The 15,916-nt window shown below is 67.0% G+C and carries 11 protein-coding genes; 4 read left to right on the top strand and 7 right to left on the bottom strand.

Translation table 11 applies throughout. The features are described 5' to 3' along the window. The first annotated feature begins 72 nt into the window (after window positions 1-72). On the top strand, window positions 73-1,500 hold the full coding sequence (locus tag QNO10_RS12165; RefSeq protein ID WP_229946969.1) for a TrkH family potassium uptake protein: 1,428 nt from the start codon (window positions 73-75) through the stop codon (window positions 1,498-1,500). Continuing rightward, complete coding sequence (locus tag QNO10_RS12170; protein WP_229946965.1) at window positions 1,493-2,161, top strand: potassium channel family protein; 669 nt, start codon at window positions 1,493-1,495, stop codon at window positions 2,159-2,161. Before QNO10_RS12165 ends, QNO10_RS12170 begins: the two co-directional genes overlap by 8 nt. 264 nt (window positions 2,162-2,425) lie before the next feature. On the opposite strand, the gene proC is transcribed toward QNO10_RS12170, so the two are convergent. The 7 genes from proC to trhO form a co-directional block, all read right to left on the bottom strand. Further along, entirely contained in the window at window positions 2,426-3,271 is an 846-nt protein-coding gene (gene proC / locus QNO10_RS12175; RefSeq protein ID WP_229946963.1) for a pyrroline-5-carboxylate reductase, read from the bottom strand. A 57-nt stretch (window positions 3,272-3,328) separates the two neighbouring features. After that, on the bottom strand, window positions 3,329-4,174 hold the full coding sequence (locus QNO10_RS12180; protein WP_229946961.1) for a sugar phosphate isomerase/epimerase family protein: 846 nt from the start codon (window positions 4,172-4,174) through the stop codon (window positions 3,329-3,331). A 1-nt stretch (window position 4,175) separates the two neighbouring features. Further along, the gene (locus QNO10_RS12185) at window positions 4,176-5,186 is read right to left on the bottom strand and encodes a Ppx/GppA family phosphatase (protein WP_229946959.1); all 1,011 of its coding nucleotides are present in this window, start codon (window positions 5,184-5,186) and stop codon (window positions 4,176-4,178) included. 25 nt (window positions 5,187-5,211) lie between these two features. Continuing rightward, window positions 5,212-7,944, bottom strand: coding sequence for a type I DNA topoisomerase (topA, locus tag QNO10_RS12190; RefSeq protein WP_229946957.1), 2,733 nt, complete (start codon window positions 7,942-7,944; stop codon window positions 5,212-5,214). Window positions 7,945-8,113: 169 nt separating this feature from the next. Further along, entirely contained in the window at window positions 8,114-9,730 is a 1,617-nt protein-coding gene (locus tag QNO10_RS12195; RefSeq protein ID WP_229946954.1) for a DUF7059 domain-containing protein, read from the bottom strand. Between the two features lie 73 nt (window positions 9,731-9,803). Beyond that, window positions 9,804-11,639 (bottom strand): FAD-binding protein, encoded by a 1,836-nt coding sequence (locus tag QNO10_RS12200; protein ID WP_229946952.1) that lies wholly within the window; start codon window positions 11,637-11,639, stop codon window positions 9,804-9,806. Window positions 11,640-11,807: 168 nt separating this feature from the next. Further along, window positions 11,808-12,701, bottom strand: coding sequence for an oxygen-dependent tRNA uridine(34) hydroxylase TrhO (gene trhO, locus QNO10_RS12205; RefSeq protein WP_229946950.1), 894 nt, complete (start codon window positions 12,699-12,701; stop codon window positions 11,808-11,810). A gap of 83 nt (window positions 12,702-12,784) precedes the next feature. On the opposite strand from trhO, the gene QNO10_RS12210 reads away from it, so the two are divergent. After that, complete coding sequence (locus QNO10_RS12210; RefSeq protein WP_229946948.1) at window positions 12,785-13,438, top strand: GNAT family N-acetyltransferase; 654 nt, start codon at window positions 12,785-12,787, stop codon at window positions 13,436-13,438. A 93-nt stretch (window positions 13,439-13,531) separates the two neighbouring features. Beyond that, window positions 13,532-15,871, top strand: coding sequence for a DEAD/DEAH box helicase (locus tag QNO10_RS12215; RefSeq protein WP_229946947.1), 2,340 nt, complete (start codon window positions 13,532-13,534; stop codon window positions 15,869-15,871). Window positions 15,872-15,916 lie beyond the last annotated feature (45 nt).

A 15,916-nucleotide genomic window follows, 5' to 3' on the forward strand; every position in this document is an offset into this window, starting at 1 on the left:
GTGTCCGCGCCCCTCAGCCGGATAAGTGCTACTACTGTGCGGAACCACCGCGGAAAAGAACTGGAACCATCCATGGCATTCCCCCGGCAATCCATGCTCGAGAAGGAGCATAGCGGTCCCGCCATTGTTGCCGGGATCCGCGGCGCCGTGGGCGGAATCCGTGGCGCCGTGGGCGGAGTGGTCAGCGGCCGGCCGGCCCGGCTGGCGCTTTTCGTCTTTAGTCTCGTCATCCTGCTTTTCACCGCTTTGCTGAGCCTTCCGGCGGCGTCCAGCAGCGGCGAAGTCACGCCGCTGCACGACGCCTTCTTTACTGCTGTTTCGGCGGTCTGCGTCACCGGCCTGACGGTGGTTTCCACGGCCACGTACTGGTCTACGTTCGGGCAGGTGCTGATCCTGATCGCCATCCAGGTCGGCGGCCTGGGCATCCTGACCCTGGCCTCGCTGCTGGCCCTGGCCGTGAACAAGCGCCTCGGCGTCCGCGGCAAGCTCATGGCGCAGGAAGGCATGAACACCGGCCGCCTCGGCGAAGTGGGCCACCTGCTGCGCATTGTCTTCAGCACCGCCGTCGTGATTGAGCTGGCCCTGGCCCTGGTCATGGCACCGCGTTTCATGATCCTGGGCGAGTCCCCCGGCCAGGCGGTGTGGCACGCGGTCTTCTATTCCATTTCCGCGTTCAACAACGCCGGTTTCACGCCGCACTCCGACGGTCTGGTGCCGTACGAGGAGGACCTGTGGATCCTGGTGCCGCTCATGTTCGGCGTCTTCATCGGGTCCCTCGGTTTCCCCGTCATCATGGTCCTCCTGCAGACCCGTGCCATGGTCAGCAAATGGAACCTGCACACCAAGCTCACGGTGCTGGTATCCAGCATCCTGCTGGTGGCCGGAGCCGTACTCTGGGGCGCCTTCGAGTGGTTCAACAGCAGCACCATCGGGGACCTGTCCGTGGGGGACAAAATCATCCACTCCATCTTTGCCTCGGTCATGACCCGGTCCGGCGGCTTCAACCTCGTCTCCATGACGGACCTGGACTCCAGCACCCTGCTCATCACCGACATGCTGATGTTCGCCGGCGGCGGCTCCGCCTCCACGGCCGGCGGTATCAAGGTCACCACCATCGCCGTCCTGTTCCTGGCCGTGGTCGCCGAAGCCCGCGGCGACGCCGATGTCCGGGCCTTCGGCCGCACCATCCCCCAAGGCGCCATGCGGGTGGCCATCTCGGTGACCATCCTGGGTGCCACCCTCGTCGCCGTCGCCACCTCCGCGCTCCTGGTCATCACCGATGAATCCCTGGAGCCGGTCCTGTTCGAGGTCATTTCGGCCTTCGCCACAGTGGGACTGAGCACCGGGCTCAGCGAGGCCCTGCCGCCGTCGGGCAAATATGTCCTGTCAATGCTGATGTTCGCCGGACGCGTGGGCACCATTACTCTTGCCGCGGCCCTGGCCGTGCGGCACCGCAACACCCTCTACCACTACCCCGAAGAAAGGCCGATCATTGGCTGACAGACCCCCACACAACGCACCGGTCCTGGTTATCGGGCTGGGCCGCTTCGGTGCGGCCACCGCCGAGCAGCTGGTCCGGCAGGGCCGCGAGGTCCTGGCCGTGGAACGCGATCCGGAACTCGTGCAGAAGGCCTCGGGCATCCTCACGCACGTGATCCAGGCCGACGCGACCAATATCGAGGCGCTCAAGCAGCTCGGCGCCGAAGACTTCTCCGCCGCCGTCGTGGGCGTGGGAACCTCGATCGAATCCAGCGTGCTGATCACCGTGAACCTCGTGGACCTGGGCATCGAGCACCTGTGGGTCAAGGCCATCACCCCGGCACACGGCAAGATCCTCACCCGCATCGGCGCGAACCACGTGATCTATCCGGAGGCCGACGCCGGCCGGCGGGCAGCGCACCTGGTGGGCGGGCGGATGCTGGACTTCATCGAGTTCGACGACGGTTTCGCGATCGTGAAGATGTACCCGCCCAAGGAGACGCAGGGCTTCACCCTGGGTGAGTCCAATGTGCGTGCCAAGTACGGCGTCACCGTGGTGGGCGTGAAGTCCCCGGGCGAGGACTTCACCTACGCTCAGCCGGACACCAAGGTCTCCAGCCGGGACACGCTGATCGTGTCCGGGCACGTGGATCTGCTGGAACGGTTTGCGGCGCGGCCGTAGGGTTTCGGCTCCGGGGCTTTCCGGGTCGCCTGTGGGTCGCCTCCAGGTGTGGCTCCGGCGGCAACGAAATTCCTCGCTCGCAGAGCTCGCTTGGAATATTAAAGCCGCCTCCGCCACGCCTTACGGCGATTCGCACCTGGACGCTTCGTCAGCAGCGGCGAGACGGAGCTGGTGCGGTCAGCCGCCGTCGGCCAGACGCAATAGCGCGCGGGACGGGTGCTACGCCCGGCTGGACGCAAGAGTGGGCCGGTTAGGTCCGTATGCCTACGCGGTCAGCTGCTCGGTGATTTCCTGTGCCCGGGCCGCAGCCGCACGGGCGCCGGATTCGATAATGCCCGGCAGGTTGAGTTCGTCGAAGGTGCGGATGGCCGCTTCGGTGGTGCCGTTCGGGCTGGTCACGCTGCGCCGGAGGGTGGGAGCGTCGGCGTCGGGCTCGGCCAGCATGTATCCGGCTCCGGCCACCGTCTCGCGGGCCAGCAGGGCCGAGAGGTCCGGGTCCAGGCCCAGTTCCACGCCGGCACGGGCCATGGCCTCGGCCATGTAGAACGCGTACGCGGGGCCGGAGCCGCTGACGGCGGAAACGGCGTCGACCTGTTCCTCGGGTACCTCCACCACGGTGCCCGTTGCCGAGAGGATCCGGCGAGCCAGGTCCATGGCTTCCGGTCCCGCAGAGTGTCCGGCGGAAATGGACGTGACGCCGCGGCCCAGGCGGGACGGGGTGTTCGGCATCGAGCGGATCACGGGCTGGCCTTCGGGCAGCAGCGATTCCATCAGGGCCAGCGGTACGGCTGCCGCCACGCTGAGCACCACGGCGCCGCGGGGCAGGTCCGCCGCGATTTCCCGCAGCAGGTCCGCAACTCCCACGGGCTTGACGCCTACGATGACGAGGTCGGCACCGGCCACCGCTTTCCGGTTGGCCTCCGGGTCCGCGTTCCCGGCCAGGACGGTAATCCCGTGGGCTGCGCGGAGTTCTTCGGCCCGCTCGGTGCGCCGGACGGTGGCGGTAACCTGCCCGGGCTCAAGGCCGCCAGCGAGGATCCCGCCAAGGATCGCTTCGTTCATCGAGCCGCAGCCAAGGAAAGTCAGTCGGGGATTCTGTGCCGTGTCCATGATTTCGATTCTGTCATGCTGTGCATGCGGATGGTCCGGCGGGCCTGCCAGGACCCTTTACTGGACGTCGCGGCCCGACAGCACAGCCTTGGGCCGCAGATGCTCCCGTGCGAATTCCAGGGTCTGCTTCAGCTGCTCCTCGCGCTCCCCCGCTCCCCGTGCCTTCCGGGTGCTGACCTCCACGGCCACCACCCCGCTGAAACCGGAATCAACCAGGTAGGAGAGCGCCTCGCCGCACCGCTGGGTGCCTTCACCCGGAAGCAGGTGTTCGTCCTTGCCGTTCGGGGTGCCGTCGGTCAGGTGGACGTGGCGGAGCCGTGGCCCGAGCTTGCGGATCTGTTCAAAGGAATCCATGCCGGCGATGGCGGCATGGGAAAAGTCCCAGGTGATGTTTTCGTAGGGTTGCGGCACCGGGTCCCAGTGCGGCAGGTAGGCCTTCGCCTCACGTCCGCGGACCCGCCACGGGTACATGTTCTCCACCGCAATGGTGACCCCGTACTGTTCAGCGATGTCCTCCACGCCCTCGGCGAAGTTCTCCGCGTAACCGGTCTGCCAGCGGAACGGCGGGTGCGTGACGACGGTGGAGGCTCCCACCTCAGCAGCCATCGCCGCGGACAACTCAATCTTCGTCCAGGCCTTGCCCCAGACCTGCTGGGTCAGGAGCAGGGTGGGAGCGTGGATGGCGAGGATCGGCTGCTGATACCGGTCGCTCAGGTCCTTCAAGGCATCCGGGTCCTGGCTGACCTGGCTGTTGGTCACCATGACTTCCACGCCGTCATACCCCAGGTCATGGGCCATGGCGAAGGTGTCGTGAACGGACAGTGGGTACACGGAGGAACTGGACAGCGCCACCGGGATGGCGGCGGAATGTCCGGTCTGCGGCTCTGATAGGGACGTCGACATGTCAGCTTCCATTGAGGGAGGGACCCGCTTCCACGAGGAATTCTTCCCCCTCGACGGGACCGCGGGGCAGGTCACCGGTTGTCTCAAAACGCAGGGTATCGAATCGGCGCAGGATCAAGCCCTCACGCAGCGCCCAGGGGCAGATCTTCAGGACCGGCACGTCGAAGGCCTCCATGGCAGCCTGCGCCACCAGGGCTCCCGCAAGCATCTGCGGAGCCCGCAGCGCCGAGACGCCGTCCAGGTCGGCGCGGTCCCGTGCACTCATGGCGCCCAGCCGCTTGGTCCAGAGGGAAAGGTCCTCCAGGGTCAGCACGCGGGGCACGAACGGACCGGCGGCCGACGGCGCGGCGCCGGCAATGCGGGCCAGGGAACGGAAGGTCTTGGACGTGCCCGTGACGAGGTCCGGCCGGCCAAAGGCAGCAAACTCCCCGGCTACTTCCTCCACCATGCCGCGGATGTACTTGCGCAGCTTCTTGATGCTCTTGGGCGTGGGTGGGTCCCCGGGGAGCCAGTCCCGGGTCAGCCGCCCCGCACCCAGCGGCAGGGAGCGGGCGATTTCCGGAAGCTCGTCCTGGCCCAGGGCCATTTCGAAGGAGCCTCCGCCAATGTCCAGGTCCAGAATGGAGCCGGCACCCCAGCCGTACCAGCGGCGGGCGGCAAGGAACGTCATTGCGGCTTCGTCCCCGCCGGAGAGTTCCTCCAGCCGCACCGGGGTTTCCCGGTGTACCCGGGCCAGCACCTCGGCGCCGTTGGCCGATTCCCGGATCGCCGACGTCGAGAACGCGAGCAGGTCCTGGGCACCGTGGCGGCGGGCGAAATCCCAGGCTTCGTTGATGAAGCCGATCAGCTCGTCCTGCCCGGCCCGGCTTACCCCGCCGTCGGCGTCCAAATACGACACCAGCTGCAGCGGCCGCTTGTGCGAGGCAAAAGGAGCCGGGCGGGCACCGGGGTGCGCGTCCACCAGCAGGAGGTGGACGGTGTTGGACCCGATGTCGAGGACGCCTAGGCGCATGGTTCCATTATCGCTCTACCGGCTCCTACTTCTTTGCCGCGGCTTTACGGGGTGCAGCACGCTTCTTCACGGGTTTCTTGGCCGGACCCTTCTCGCGCTTCTCCGCCAGCAGTTCGATTGCCTGCTCGCGGGTCAGCTCCTCGATGGCCGTGGAACGCGGCACCGTGATGTTGGTGATGCCGTCCGTGATGTACGGGCCGAAGCGGCCGTCCTTGACCACAATCGGCTTCTCCGAAACGGGGTCGGCACCGAACTCCGCCAGCGGCGCCGCCGCCTGCCGGCCGCCGCGCTGCTTGGGCTGGGAGTAGATCTCCAGCGCCTGCTCCAGCGTGATCGTGAAGATTTCCTCTTCGGAACCGATGGAGCGCGAGTCCGTTCCCTTCTTCAGGTACGGACCGAACCGGCCGTTCTGCACCGTGATTTCGTTGCCCTCGGCGTCGGTACCCAGGACGCGCGGCAGCTTCATCAGCTTCAGCGCTTCGTCCAGGGTCACGGTTTCCACGCTCATGGACTTGAACAGCGAACCGGTGCGCGGCTTGGCCTTCACCGGCTTCTTCGGTGGCTTGGGCTTGCCGTTCTTGTAGTACTCCACCGGCTGGTTCGCCAGCTCTTCCTCGGTGATCTCCGGAATCAGTTCGATCACGTAGGGACCATAGCGGCCGTTGCGGGCCACGATCGTCCGGCCGGTCTCGGGATCGGTGCCGAGCACGCGCTCCTCGGGGGCGGCGGTCTCCATCAGTTCCAGGGCCTTGGCGGCGGTGAGCTCGTCAGGGGCCAGATCCTCGGGGACGTTCGCCCGCTCGGGCTCGGTCCCTTCGGGGGCGTCGGCGGGCAGCGGCCGCTCCAGGTACGGGCCGAACTTGCCCACGCGCAGCACGATGCCGTCGGCAATCTCGATGGAGTTGATCGCCTTGGCATCGATCTCGCCAAGGTCGTTCACGATGGTGTGGAGGCCGGTTTCCACCCGGTCGCCGTAGTAGAACTGGTTCAGCCACTCCACACGGCCGGCTTCGCCGCGGGAAATGCGGTCCAGGTCCTCTTCGAGCTCGGCAGTGAAGTCGTAATCCACGTAGTCCGTGAAGTGTTCCTCCAGCAGGCGGACCACGGAGAACGCGATCCAGCTCGGCACCAGCGCCTGTCCGCGGCTGGTGACATAGCCGCGGTCCATGATGGTGGAGATGGTGGCAGCGTAGGTGGAGGGGCGGCCGATGCCGAGTTCTTCGAGCATCTTCACCAGCGACGCTTCAGTGAACCGGGGCGGCGGGGAGGTCTCATGGCCGCCGGCGGCGATGTCCGCAGCGGTCAGGGCGTCCTGGGCCTTCAGCACCGGCAGGCGGGCGCCTTCGGTGCCCTCGGCCTCGTCGTCCTCGCGGACGGCGTCGCGGCCCTCCTCGTAGGCAGCCATGAAGCCGCGGAAGGTGATGACGGTACCGGAGGCCGAGAACTCGGCGTCGCGGCCGTCAGTGGACACCCCGCCGATGCGCACGGAAGCGGTGGAACCCTTGGCGTCGGCCATCTGGGAGGCGACGGTGCGCTTCCAGATCAGCTCGTAAAGCCGGAACTCGTCGCCGCGCAGCGACGACGCGACCTGCGCCGGGGTCCGGAAGGAGTCGCCGGCGGGGCGGATGGCCTCGTGCGCTTCCTGGGCGTTCTTGGACTTGCCCTTGTACACGCGGCGGGCTTCGGGGACGTATTCGGGACCGTAAAGCTCCGAAGCCTGGCGGCGGGCCGCGTTGATGGCCTGGTCCGACAGCGCCGGGGAATCCGTACGCATATAGGTGATGTAACCGTTTTCATACAGCCGCTGGGCCACCTGCATGGTCACCCGCGAGGAGAAGCGCAGCTTGCGGCCGGCCTCCTGCTGCAGGGTGGAGGTGGTGAACGGGGCGGCCGGACGGCGGGTGTACGGCTTGGTGTCCACGGAACGGACGCTGAACGCGGCCGATTCCAGGCCGGCGGCAAGCGATACGGCCGCCGCTTCGTCCAGGTGCACGGCGGTCTTGGACTTCAGCTCACCGCGGTCGGTGAAATCCTTGCCGGTGGCCACGCGGGCGCCGTCGACGGCGACCAGGCGGGCCTTGAATTTCTCGGCGGCTTCGGTGGCGAAGGTTCCCACCAGGTCCCAGTACGACGCCGCGCGGAACGCCATGCGCTCCCGCTCGCGTTCCACCACGAGGCGGGTGGCGACGGACTGCACGCGCCCGGCGGACAGGCCGCGGGCGACCTTGCGCCAGAGCACCGGGGAAATCTCGTACCCGTACAACCGGTCAAGGATGCGCCGGGTTTCCTGGGCGTCCACCATGGCCACGTCAACGTCGCGCATTTCCAGCAGGGCACGCTGGATGGCTTCGCGGGTGATTTCCGGGAAGGTCAGCCGGTGGACCGGGACCTTGGGCTTGAGCACCTGCAGCAGGTGCCACGCAATGGCTTCACCTTCGCGGTCACCGTCAGTTGCGAGATAGAGCTCATCGGCGTCCTTCAGTGCGGCCTTGAGCTCAGCCACCTTCTTCCGCTTATCTGCGGACACCACGTAATACGGCTCGAAGTCGTTGTCGAGGTCGACGGCGAACTTGCCGACACCCGTCTTCTTCAGCTCGGCGGGCAGATCGGAGGGCTGCGGAAGATCGCGGATGTGACCCATCGATGCCGTCACCTCGAAGCCTTCGCCCAAGTACCCGGCGATGGTCTTGCCCTTGGCCGGAGACTCGACAATTACAAGCTTCTTGCCGGTCTTCTTGTCCGTTGCCTTAACTGGCACTGTTCTCCTACGTAACAAAGGTGGTTCAAATGAGTTTAGGGGCGCTTCGTTCCGGCGCTTTGGTGCATCCGCAGTCCGGTTCATCCACAGACAGTATGCGCGATGCCCCAGCACTAGGGTAACTGGAAAGCACCGCAGGCACTGACCTGCCCGGGGACAGGTGCGCCGCCTACCAGCGGTCCGGAACGAGGAACCCGTCCAACACCAGATTACGCACTTCCGCGATCAGCTCCCGGCCAAACTCAGGATCCGGACGGTCCAGCAGGGCGGCCAGCGCCGAGATGATCTGCCCCGCGGACAGTTCGCCGTCGCACGCGGACACGAATCCGGTGAGCTCAGTGCTCATGAGGTTGGTGCGCCGCAGCCCGGCACCCTGGCGGAGCAGGATCACCCCGGGATGCTCGGCTCCGGGACGCTGGTGGCGCTCCTCCGTGACGTCGTCGGCCACCAGGAGGTGCACGTCGGTGAGGTCGCCGCGGGCGCTGACCCAGTCGAACCGGCGGACAGCGGCGTCGAGGTGCGGCCCCATGGGCTGCTCGATGGGATGGGTGATCTCTTCGAACCGGCGCAGCGGCTCAGCCCCGGGCTTCCGTCGCCGGCGCAGCCAGAATGAGCCGAATCCCACAGTCCCGACACTCCGGGAGGCGAAGTCCTCCAGGTAGCCGGCGTACGCCGCAGCGTACTCTTCACGGTCGCGGCCCTGCGCGGAGTCACGGAGCCACATTTCGGCGTATTCGGACGGGGTGAGGGTCTCCCGCTGGATGACCCAGGCATCCGTCCCCTCCGGAAGCCACTCTTCGACCCGGGCTGACCAGTCCTGCTCCCGGTCCTCCGGGATCTCCCAGTTGCCCAGCATCTGCGCGGTGCCGCCCGGGCGCAGGACGTCCTGCAGTCCGGAGACCAGCGCGGCAACAATGCCGTCCCCGGCCAGGCCGCCGTCACGGTAGGTGTACCGGTCGCTGTCCTCACCGGTGCGCGGGGTGATGACGAACGGCGGGTTGGAGACCACGAGGTCGAATTTCTCCTCCGCCACCGGTTCCAGCAGGCTTCCCAGCCGAAGGGTGAAGCGTTCCCCGGGCTGGTCCGGATCGATGTCCAGCTGCGACGAGTTGAGCATCAGGTTGAACCGGGTGAAGGCGAGCGCACGCTCGGAAACATCGGTGGCCGTGACGTGGTCCGCGTGCCGGAGCAGGTGGAAAGTCTGGATACCGCAGCCGGTCCCGAGGTCCAGGGCGCGGCCCACGGGTGCGCGCACGGTGAGCTGGGCCAGGCTCAGGGAGGCCTGCCCGATACCCAGGACATGGTCGCGGCGGAGCACTCCGGGGCGCTGGTGGCTGCCCAAGTCGCTGGCCACCCAAAGGTCGCCGTCCGGGTTCCCGTCGGACCCTGTGCCGCCGTCGTCCGTGCCGTAGGGGCGAAGGTCCACCGCGGCGCGGAAGGTGCCGAACACGCGGCCGCGTTCAATCAGCCCGAGTTCCAGTAGGCCTTCCGTGCCTGTGCGGGGCAGCGCGCCGTCGAGTTCGGCGCGCTCCGCCGTTTCGCCCAGAAGCCAGAGCTGGACGGGAACGGCCACCCGGCGGGGGGAGGCAGCCTCGGCTTCCGCCCGGCAGGCCAGCAGCGCAGGGACCAACTGGTCGCGCTGCAGGGCCGCCGATGCGTCCTCTCCGAGGAATTCGGCCACACCGTTCACGGTGTATCCGGCCTCCTCCAGATCGGCGGCGAGCGCCTTGAGGAGCCAGGTGTCGCGGCTGCGGGGTGCGGAAGGAACGAAAGAGAAATCACTCACATCCACAGTCTATGGCCGGGTAATCAGTGGTCTGTACCGCACCCCGTTCCGACTCCCCGAGGCATGGTGCGGCCTACCCTGCCGTGGCCTGCACCGGCAGCTCGGCAGGAGCCGCGGCGGCCACCGCGGGTGCGGCGGCGGTTCCGGCCGCTGCGGCACCGTAGGCGGCGGCGTGCCGGGCGGCGCGGTAGCCGAAGACAACCGCCGGGGCTATGGTTGCCCCGGCCCCGGGGTAGGTGCGGCCCATGACCGACGCAGTGGTGTTTCCCGCCGCGTACAGGCCCGGGATGACGCTGCCGTCCTCGCGGAGCACGCGGGCATCGGCATCCGTCACCAGTCCACCCTTGGTTCCCAGGTCACCCGGGTACAGGCGTACGGCGGAAAACGGTCCCTGCTCCAACGGGCCCAGATTCGGATTCGGCTTCACCCGTGGGTCGCTGTAGTAGTTGTCATACACGGTGTCGCCCCGGTGGAAATCTTCATCGATTCCGGTCCGGGCAAAACCGTTGAACCGTTCCACGGTGGCTTCGAGCGCGGCCGGCGGAACACCCATCTTTCCGGCGAGGCCGGCCAGTGTGCCGTCCCGGACAAGCAGGCCCTGGCGCTGCCACTCCCGGCGCCCCTGCAGCAGGGCATTAAACAGGTAGCGGCGGGCATGGCGGGATTCGAACACCAGCCACGCGGGATCCCCCGGCACTTTCTTGTTGTTCTCCAGCATGTGGTGGCCGAAGTCCACATAGGATTCCGACTCGTTCAGGAACCGTTTGCCCGCCGCGTCGACCACCAGGGAGAAGGGCATGGACCGTTCCGCGAGCGTAAAGGTGACCTTGCCCTTGGGCCCGACGGCGGTGGGACCCCACCACGCGTCATCCATCAGTGCCAGCGCACCGCCGCGGGCAGCCACGATGTCGATAGCCTGGCCCAGATCACCTTCCGGCGCCGAGGAATACTCCTTTTCCAGGCCCTGGTACTTTTCCCGCCATGCCGCGTTCCGGGCAAATCCTCCGGCACCCAGGACGACGCCGCGGCGGGCTTTGATCCTCACATCCCGGCCCTGCCGGCGGACGACGGCGCCCAGCACCGCGCCGTCGTCGTCCTGGATCAGGTCCGTCAGCGGCGCGGAAAGCCAGACGGGGGTCTGCTGGTTGCGGACGATGTACATCAGCGAGGATGAGAGGGCACCGCCCAGACCGTACAGGCGTTTGCCCCGGAGCAGGCCGCCAAGGGTGCGGAAGACAAAACGCGCTCCGCGGACGAAGCCGCTCGGCGTGGACCAGGCCCGGGAGAGCTCCCAGACATCGTCGGTGGCCAGCGGAGCGGGGATGCCCGACGCGGCTGCTCGGGACTGCTTAAACCAGGGGCCCAGCAGCTTGGTGTCGAAGGCCCTGACCTCCAGGGAACGCCCCACCATGCCGCCGGGCCGGTCCGGGTAATAGTCGGGGTAGTCCTTGGAACGCATCCACTGCACGCCGAGTCCGCCCAGGAACGTCACGACCTCGGGGATGGACTGCAGGAAGGCGAGTTTGCGTTCGCGTGAGGAGACGGGGCCGACGTCGGCAATCACCTCCTCCATATAGGTGAGGGCATTCTGCAGGCTGTCCTGCACCCCCGCCTTTTTCATCAGGGGGTTGTCCGGCATCCACAGGCCACCGCCGGAAATGGCCGTGGTGCCGCCCCAGAGCCGGGTGCTTTCCACCACCAGCACGTCCAGGCCGTCGTCGGCTGCCGTGATGGCCGCCGTTAGCGCGGCCGCTCCCGATCCAACCACGAGGACGTCGACTATCCGGTCCCACTCCCCGGCTGCCGCCGATCCGGCGCCGGGGTCCGCTTCCGTGTCGGGGACCTGCCTGTCTGGCCCGTTCCCGACTGCTCCTCCTGCGGCATCCAGCGCTGTGTCAACCGTTTCCATGTTCCCCCGCCTTCGGGCCAGGCCGAGCCCGGTGCGCCGGCTGTCACCGGGCCCGGGCCGGACTCCTCACGGGCATCGCCGCCCGTGCGGGGGATGCTAACAACGCCGGTTGGGGAAGTACATGGGAAGTACACAGGCAGTGCATAGGCGCCCAAGTGGTTCCGGGTGTCAGCCGTCGCAGCCGTCGGGGCAGCGGAGTGTGGCGGGGTCGGAGGCGCAGTCCGCGCAGTAGAGGGTCAATTTCCGGCACGAGGGGTTGGAGCAGTTCTCGAACTTGCTCGTGGGCGCGTGGCAGCGGACGCACTCGCCGATGGTCACGGCGTCGTCCGTGAACTCGGTATGCATCCGCTTGTCGAAGACATACAGCGAGCCTTCCCACAGGCCCTTGTCTCCGTAGGTTTCCCCGTAGCGGACAATGCCGCCCTTCATTTGGTAGACCTCGGAGAACCCGCGGTTCACCATCAGGCTGGAGAGCACCTCGCAGCGGATGCCGCCGGTGCAGTACGTGACGACGGGCTTGTCCTTGAGGTCGTCGTATTTGCCGGATTCAAGTTCCTTGATGAAGTCGTGGGTGGTGGCTACATCGGGGACCACGGCGCCCTTGAACTTGCCGATCTGCGCTTCGAAGGCATTGCGCCCGTCGAAGAAGACCACTTCCTCACCGGCTTTTTCCTTCTCTTCAACCAGCTGGTGGAGTTCCTCGGGGCGCAGGTGGGTTCCGCCGCCGACCACACCGTTCTCGTCGACCTTCAGTTCGCCCGGTGCGCCGAAGCTCACAATTTCGTCGCGGACCTTCACGCTCAGCCGCGGGAAGTCCTCCGCCGACCCTTCGGAATACTTGATGTCCATCTTCTTGAATGGAGGGTATTCCCGGGTCGCTTTGACGTAGGCCTTGATGGCGTCGAGCTCCCCGCCGACGGTGCCGTTAATGCCGTCCTTGGAGATCAGGATCCGCCCGCGCAGGCCCAGCTTTTCGCAGAGGGCGCGCTGCCAGAGGCGGATCGCGTCCGGGTCCGGAAGAGGAGTGAAAGCGTAATACAGTGCAATTCGGTTCAATGCCACTAGACAAGGGTAGACCGAGCCGGTGGACCGCTTTTCATCTCCCATCCATACCGTTCCCCTCGGACGGCCGCTAATGTGCATCTATGAGAGCGCTGGATGACGATTTACTTGAGACCTGGGTCTCCGGGTGGGCACAGGCGAGGGGCTACCAGACCCGCCACGAGGGGCGTTTCCCTGCGGCCCTGCTGCACGACCGGACCAATGACTGGGAGTATTTCGCGCTGGAGCCCTCCCCCGACGAGTTCGCAGCCCTCGCCTCCTCCGCACGGCACAGTCCCTCCCGGCTGTTCACCATCGTGACGACCCGGGTCCGTGAAATGCACGGGGCAGCCTCGGTGTACGGGCTGCAGATCCGTTCAACCGATGAAGTGCTGATGGTCGCGGAAATGGAGGGCCAGGACATCGAGGCCCCCGTGCTGCCGTGGGACACCTTCAACGCCGAAAGCACCCATGAGGACCGGGTGGGTGCCGTGACCGTGTTCGACGACGGTCAGCCGATAGCCCAGGGGCGAATGGCCGTTGTGGACGGCTACGCAGTGTTTGACCGGATCATCACCGAGCCGGGCTACCGACGGCGCGGGCTGGGCAGCTACGTGATGCGGGCCTTGACCGCCCAGGCGCTGGAGGACGACGCCGAGTCCGGGCTGCTCATCGCGTCCCTCGACGGCCAGGAACTCTACCGGTACCTGGGCTGGGAGTCCCTGGCGGCCGTGGTGATGTTCGAGCCCCGGCTCTGATTTTCCCTGTGGGTTTCCCCGGCGGTTTCCCGGGCTGGTTTCCCCCGCAGTGAACATGCGCCGCCGCGGATTTCCGGATGGGACAATGAGCACGTGGCTCTTCATGATTCCCTGATTCCGCTGCTCGGCGGCGGCGCCGAGCCCGAGCAGCTGATGCACGTGCATCAGATTCCTGCGCGCCTGGCCGTCACTGCGCCATGGCCCGCCTGGGCACACCCCGACGTCGTTGCCGCCTATCAGGGGCTCGGCATCCAGGAGCCGTGGGCCCACCAGATGGAAGCCGCCGAAGCTGCGCACGCCGGCCAGCACACGATCATCGCCACCGGCACCGCATCCGGCAAGTCACTGGCCTACCAGCTGCCCGTCCTCGATGCCATCCACCGCACCTCCCTGGATGACCGCGCCACCCTCGAGCCCTCCGGCGCCGTCGCCCTGTACCTGGCACCCACCAAAGCACTGGCCGCTGATCAGCTGGCCGCCGTGAAATCGCTGCGCCTTCCCACCGTCCGCGCCGAGACGTACGACGGCGACACGGACACCGGTGCCCGCCGCTGGATCCGGGACCACGCCAATCTCGTGCTCGCGAATCCGGACATGCTGCACTTCGGGGTGCTGCCGAACCACGCGTGGTGGGCCCGGTTCTTCCGTCGCCTGAAATACGTGATCATCGACGAGGCGCACAGCTACCGCGGGGTCTTCGGCTCCAATGTCGCGAACCTGCTCCGGCGGCTGCGGCGGATCTGCCGGTATTACGGTGCCGATCCGGTGTTCATTGGCGCCTCTGCCACGTCCGCCGAACCCTCGGAGTCCTTCAGCCGGCTCATTGGCGCGCCGGTCACCGCCGTGACGCACGACCGTTCGCCGCACGGATCCACGACGGTGGCCCTGTGGGAGCCGCAGCTGACCGAGCTCAAGGGAGAGAACGGCGCCCGTTCGCGGCGCACGGTCGTGGCGGAGACCGCCGATCTGCTGGCCAACCTGGTGGCGGCACAGGTACGCACCATTGCCTTCATCAAGTCCCGCCGTGGGGCCGAAACGATTGCGACCATTACCCGGCGGCTGCTGGATGAGGTGCATCCTTCGCTTCCGGACCGGGTGGCGGCGTACCGTTCCGGCTATTTGCCGGAGGAACGCCGGGAGCTGGAACGGCGGCTGCGCAGCGGCGAGCTACTGGGCATCGCCAGTACCTCCGCCCTGGAGCTGGGCATCGACATTTCCGGCCTGGACGCGGTGCTGGTGGCCGGGTGGCCCGGTACCCGCGCCTCGTTGTTCCAGCAGATCGGCCGGGCCGGACGGTCGGGGCAGGACGCCCTGGCGGCCTTCGTGGCCAGCGACGATCCGCTCGACACCTATCTGGTGCATCATCCGGAAGCCATCTTTGATATTTCCGTGGAGGCGACGGTCTTTGATCCGTCCAACCCGTATGTCCTCGGACCGCACCTGTGCGCTGCCGCGGCGGAGCTGCCGTTGACTCCCGATGAGCGGGAGCTGTTCGGCACCACTGCCGGCGGGCTGCTGGAGCAGTTGGTGGACCAGGGCTATCTGCGGCGCCGGCCCTCCGGCTGGTTCTGGACGCACCCGGAAAGCGCCGCGTCCATGGTCAACCTGCGGGCGGCAGGCGGTGGTCCGATCAATATTGTGGAGACGGATACGGGCATGCTGCTGGGCACCATGGACTCTCCGCAGGCGCAGTACCAGGCGCACACCGGGGCGGTTTACGTTCATCAGGGACAGACGTTCCTGGTGGACGAGCTCAATGAAGCCGACCACTGCGCCATGGTGACCCGGACCAACCCGGAGTTCTACACCCAGGCCCGGGACATCACCCAGGTCGAGGTGCTGGAAACCGACCGGACCTCGGAGTGGAACGGCATCCAGGTCTGCTTCGGCACGGTCAAGGTGACGACGCAGGTGGTGTCCTACCAGCGCAAGGCCCTGATCTCGAACGAAATCCTCGGCGAGGAACCGTTGGAGCTGGAAGCCAAGGAGCTGTTCACCAAGGCCGTCTGGTTCGTCATCGACGAGAAGTTCCTGGTCTCGGCCGGACTGGCGCCTGCCGATTTCCCCGGTTCCCTGCATGCCGCAGAACACGCGTCCATCGGGATGCTGCCGCTGGTGGCGACCAGCGACCGGTGGGACATCGGCGGGGTGTCCACGGCCCTGCATGCCGATACCGAGAAGCCGACCATCTTCGTCTACGACGGGCATCCCGGCGGTGCCGGCTTCGCCGAGCGCGGTTATGAGGCTGCCCGGATCTGGCTCACCGCGACCCGCGATGCCATCCGGGCCTGCGAGTGCGACGGCGGCTGCCCCTCCTGCGTGCAGTCCCCCAAATGCGGCAACAAGAACAACCCGCTGGATAAGAAGGGTGCCGTCACGCTCCTGGACGTGCTGTTGGATCATGCGCCGGACGCGCTGGTGCTGACCCCCTAGCCTCGGCTTCCTGGCGCCGAGGGCCGGGAACTCGCCACCTCTGGC

Source organism: Arthrobacter sp. zg-Y919, from assembly GCF_030142045.1.
Taxonomy (GTDB): Bacteria; Actinomycetota; Actinomycetes; order Actinomycetales; family Micrococcaceae; genus Arthrobacter_B.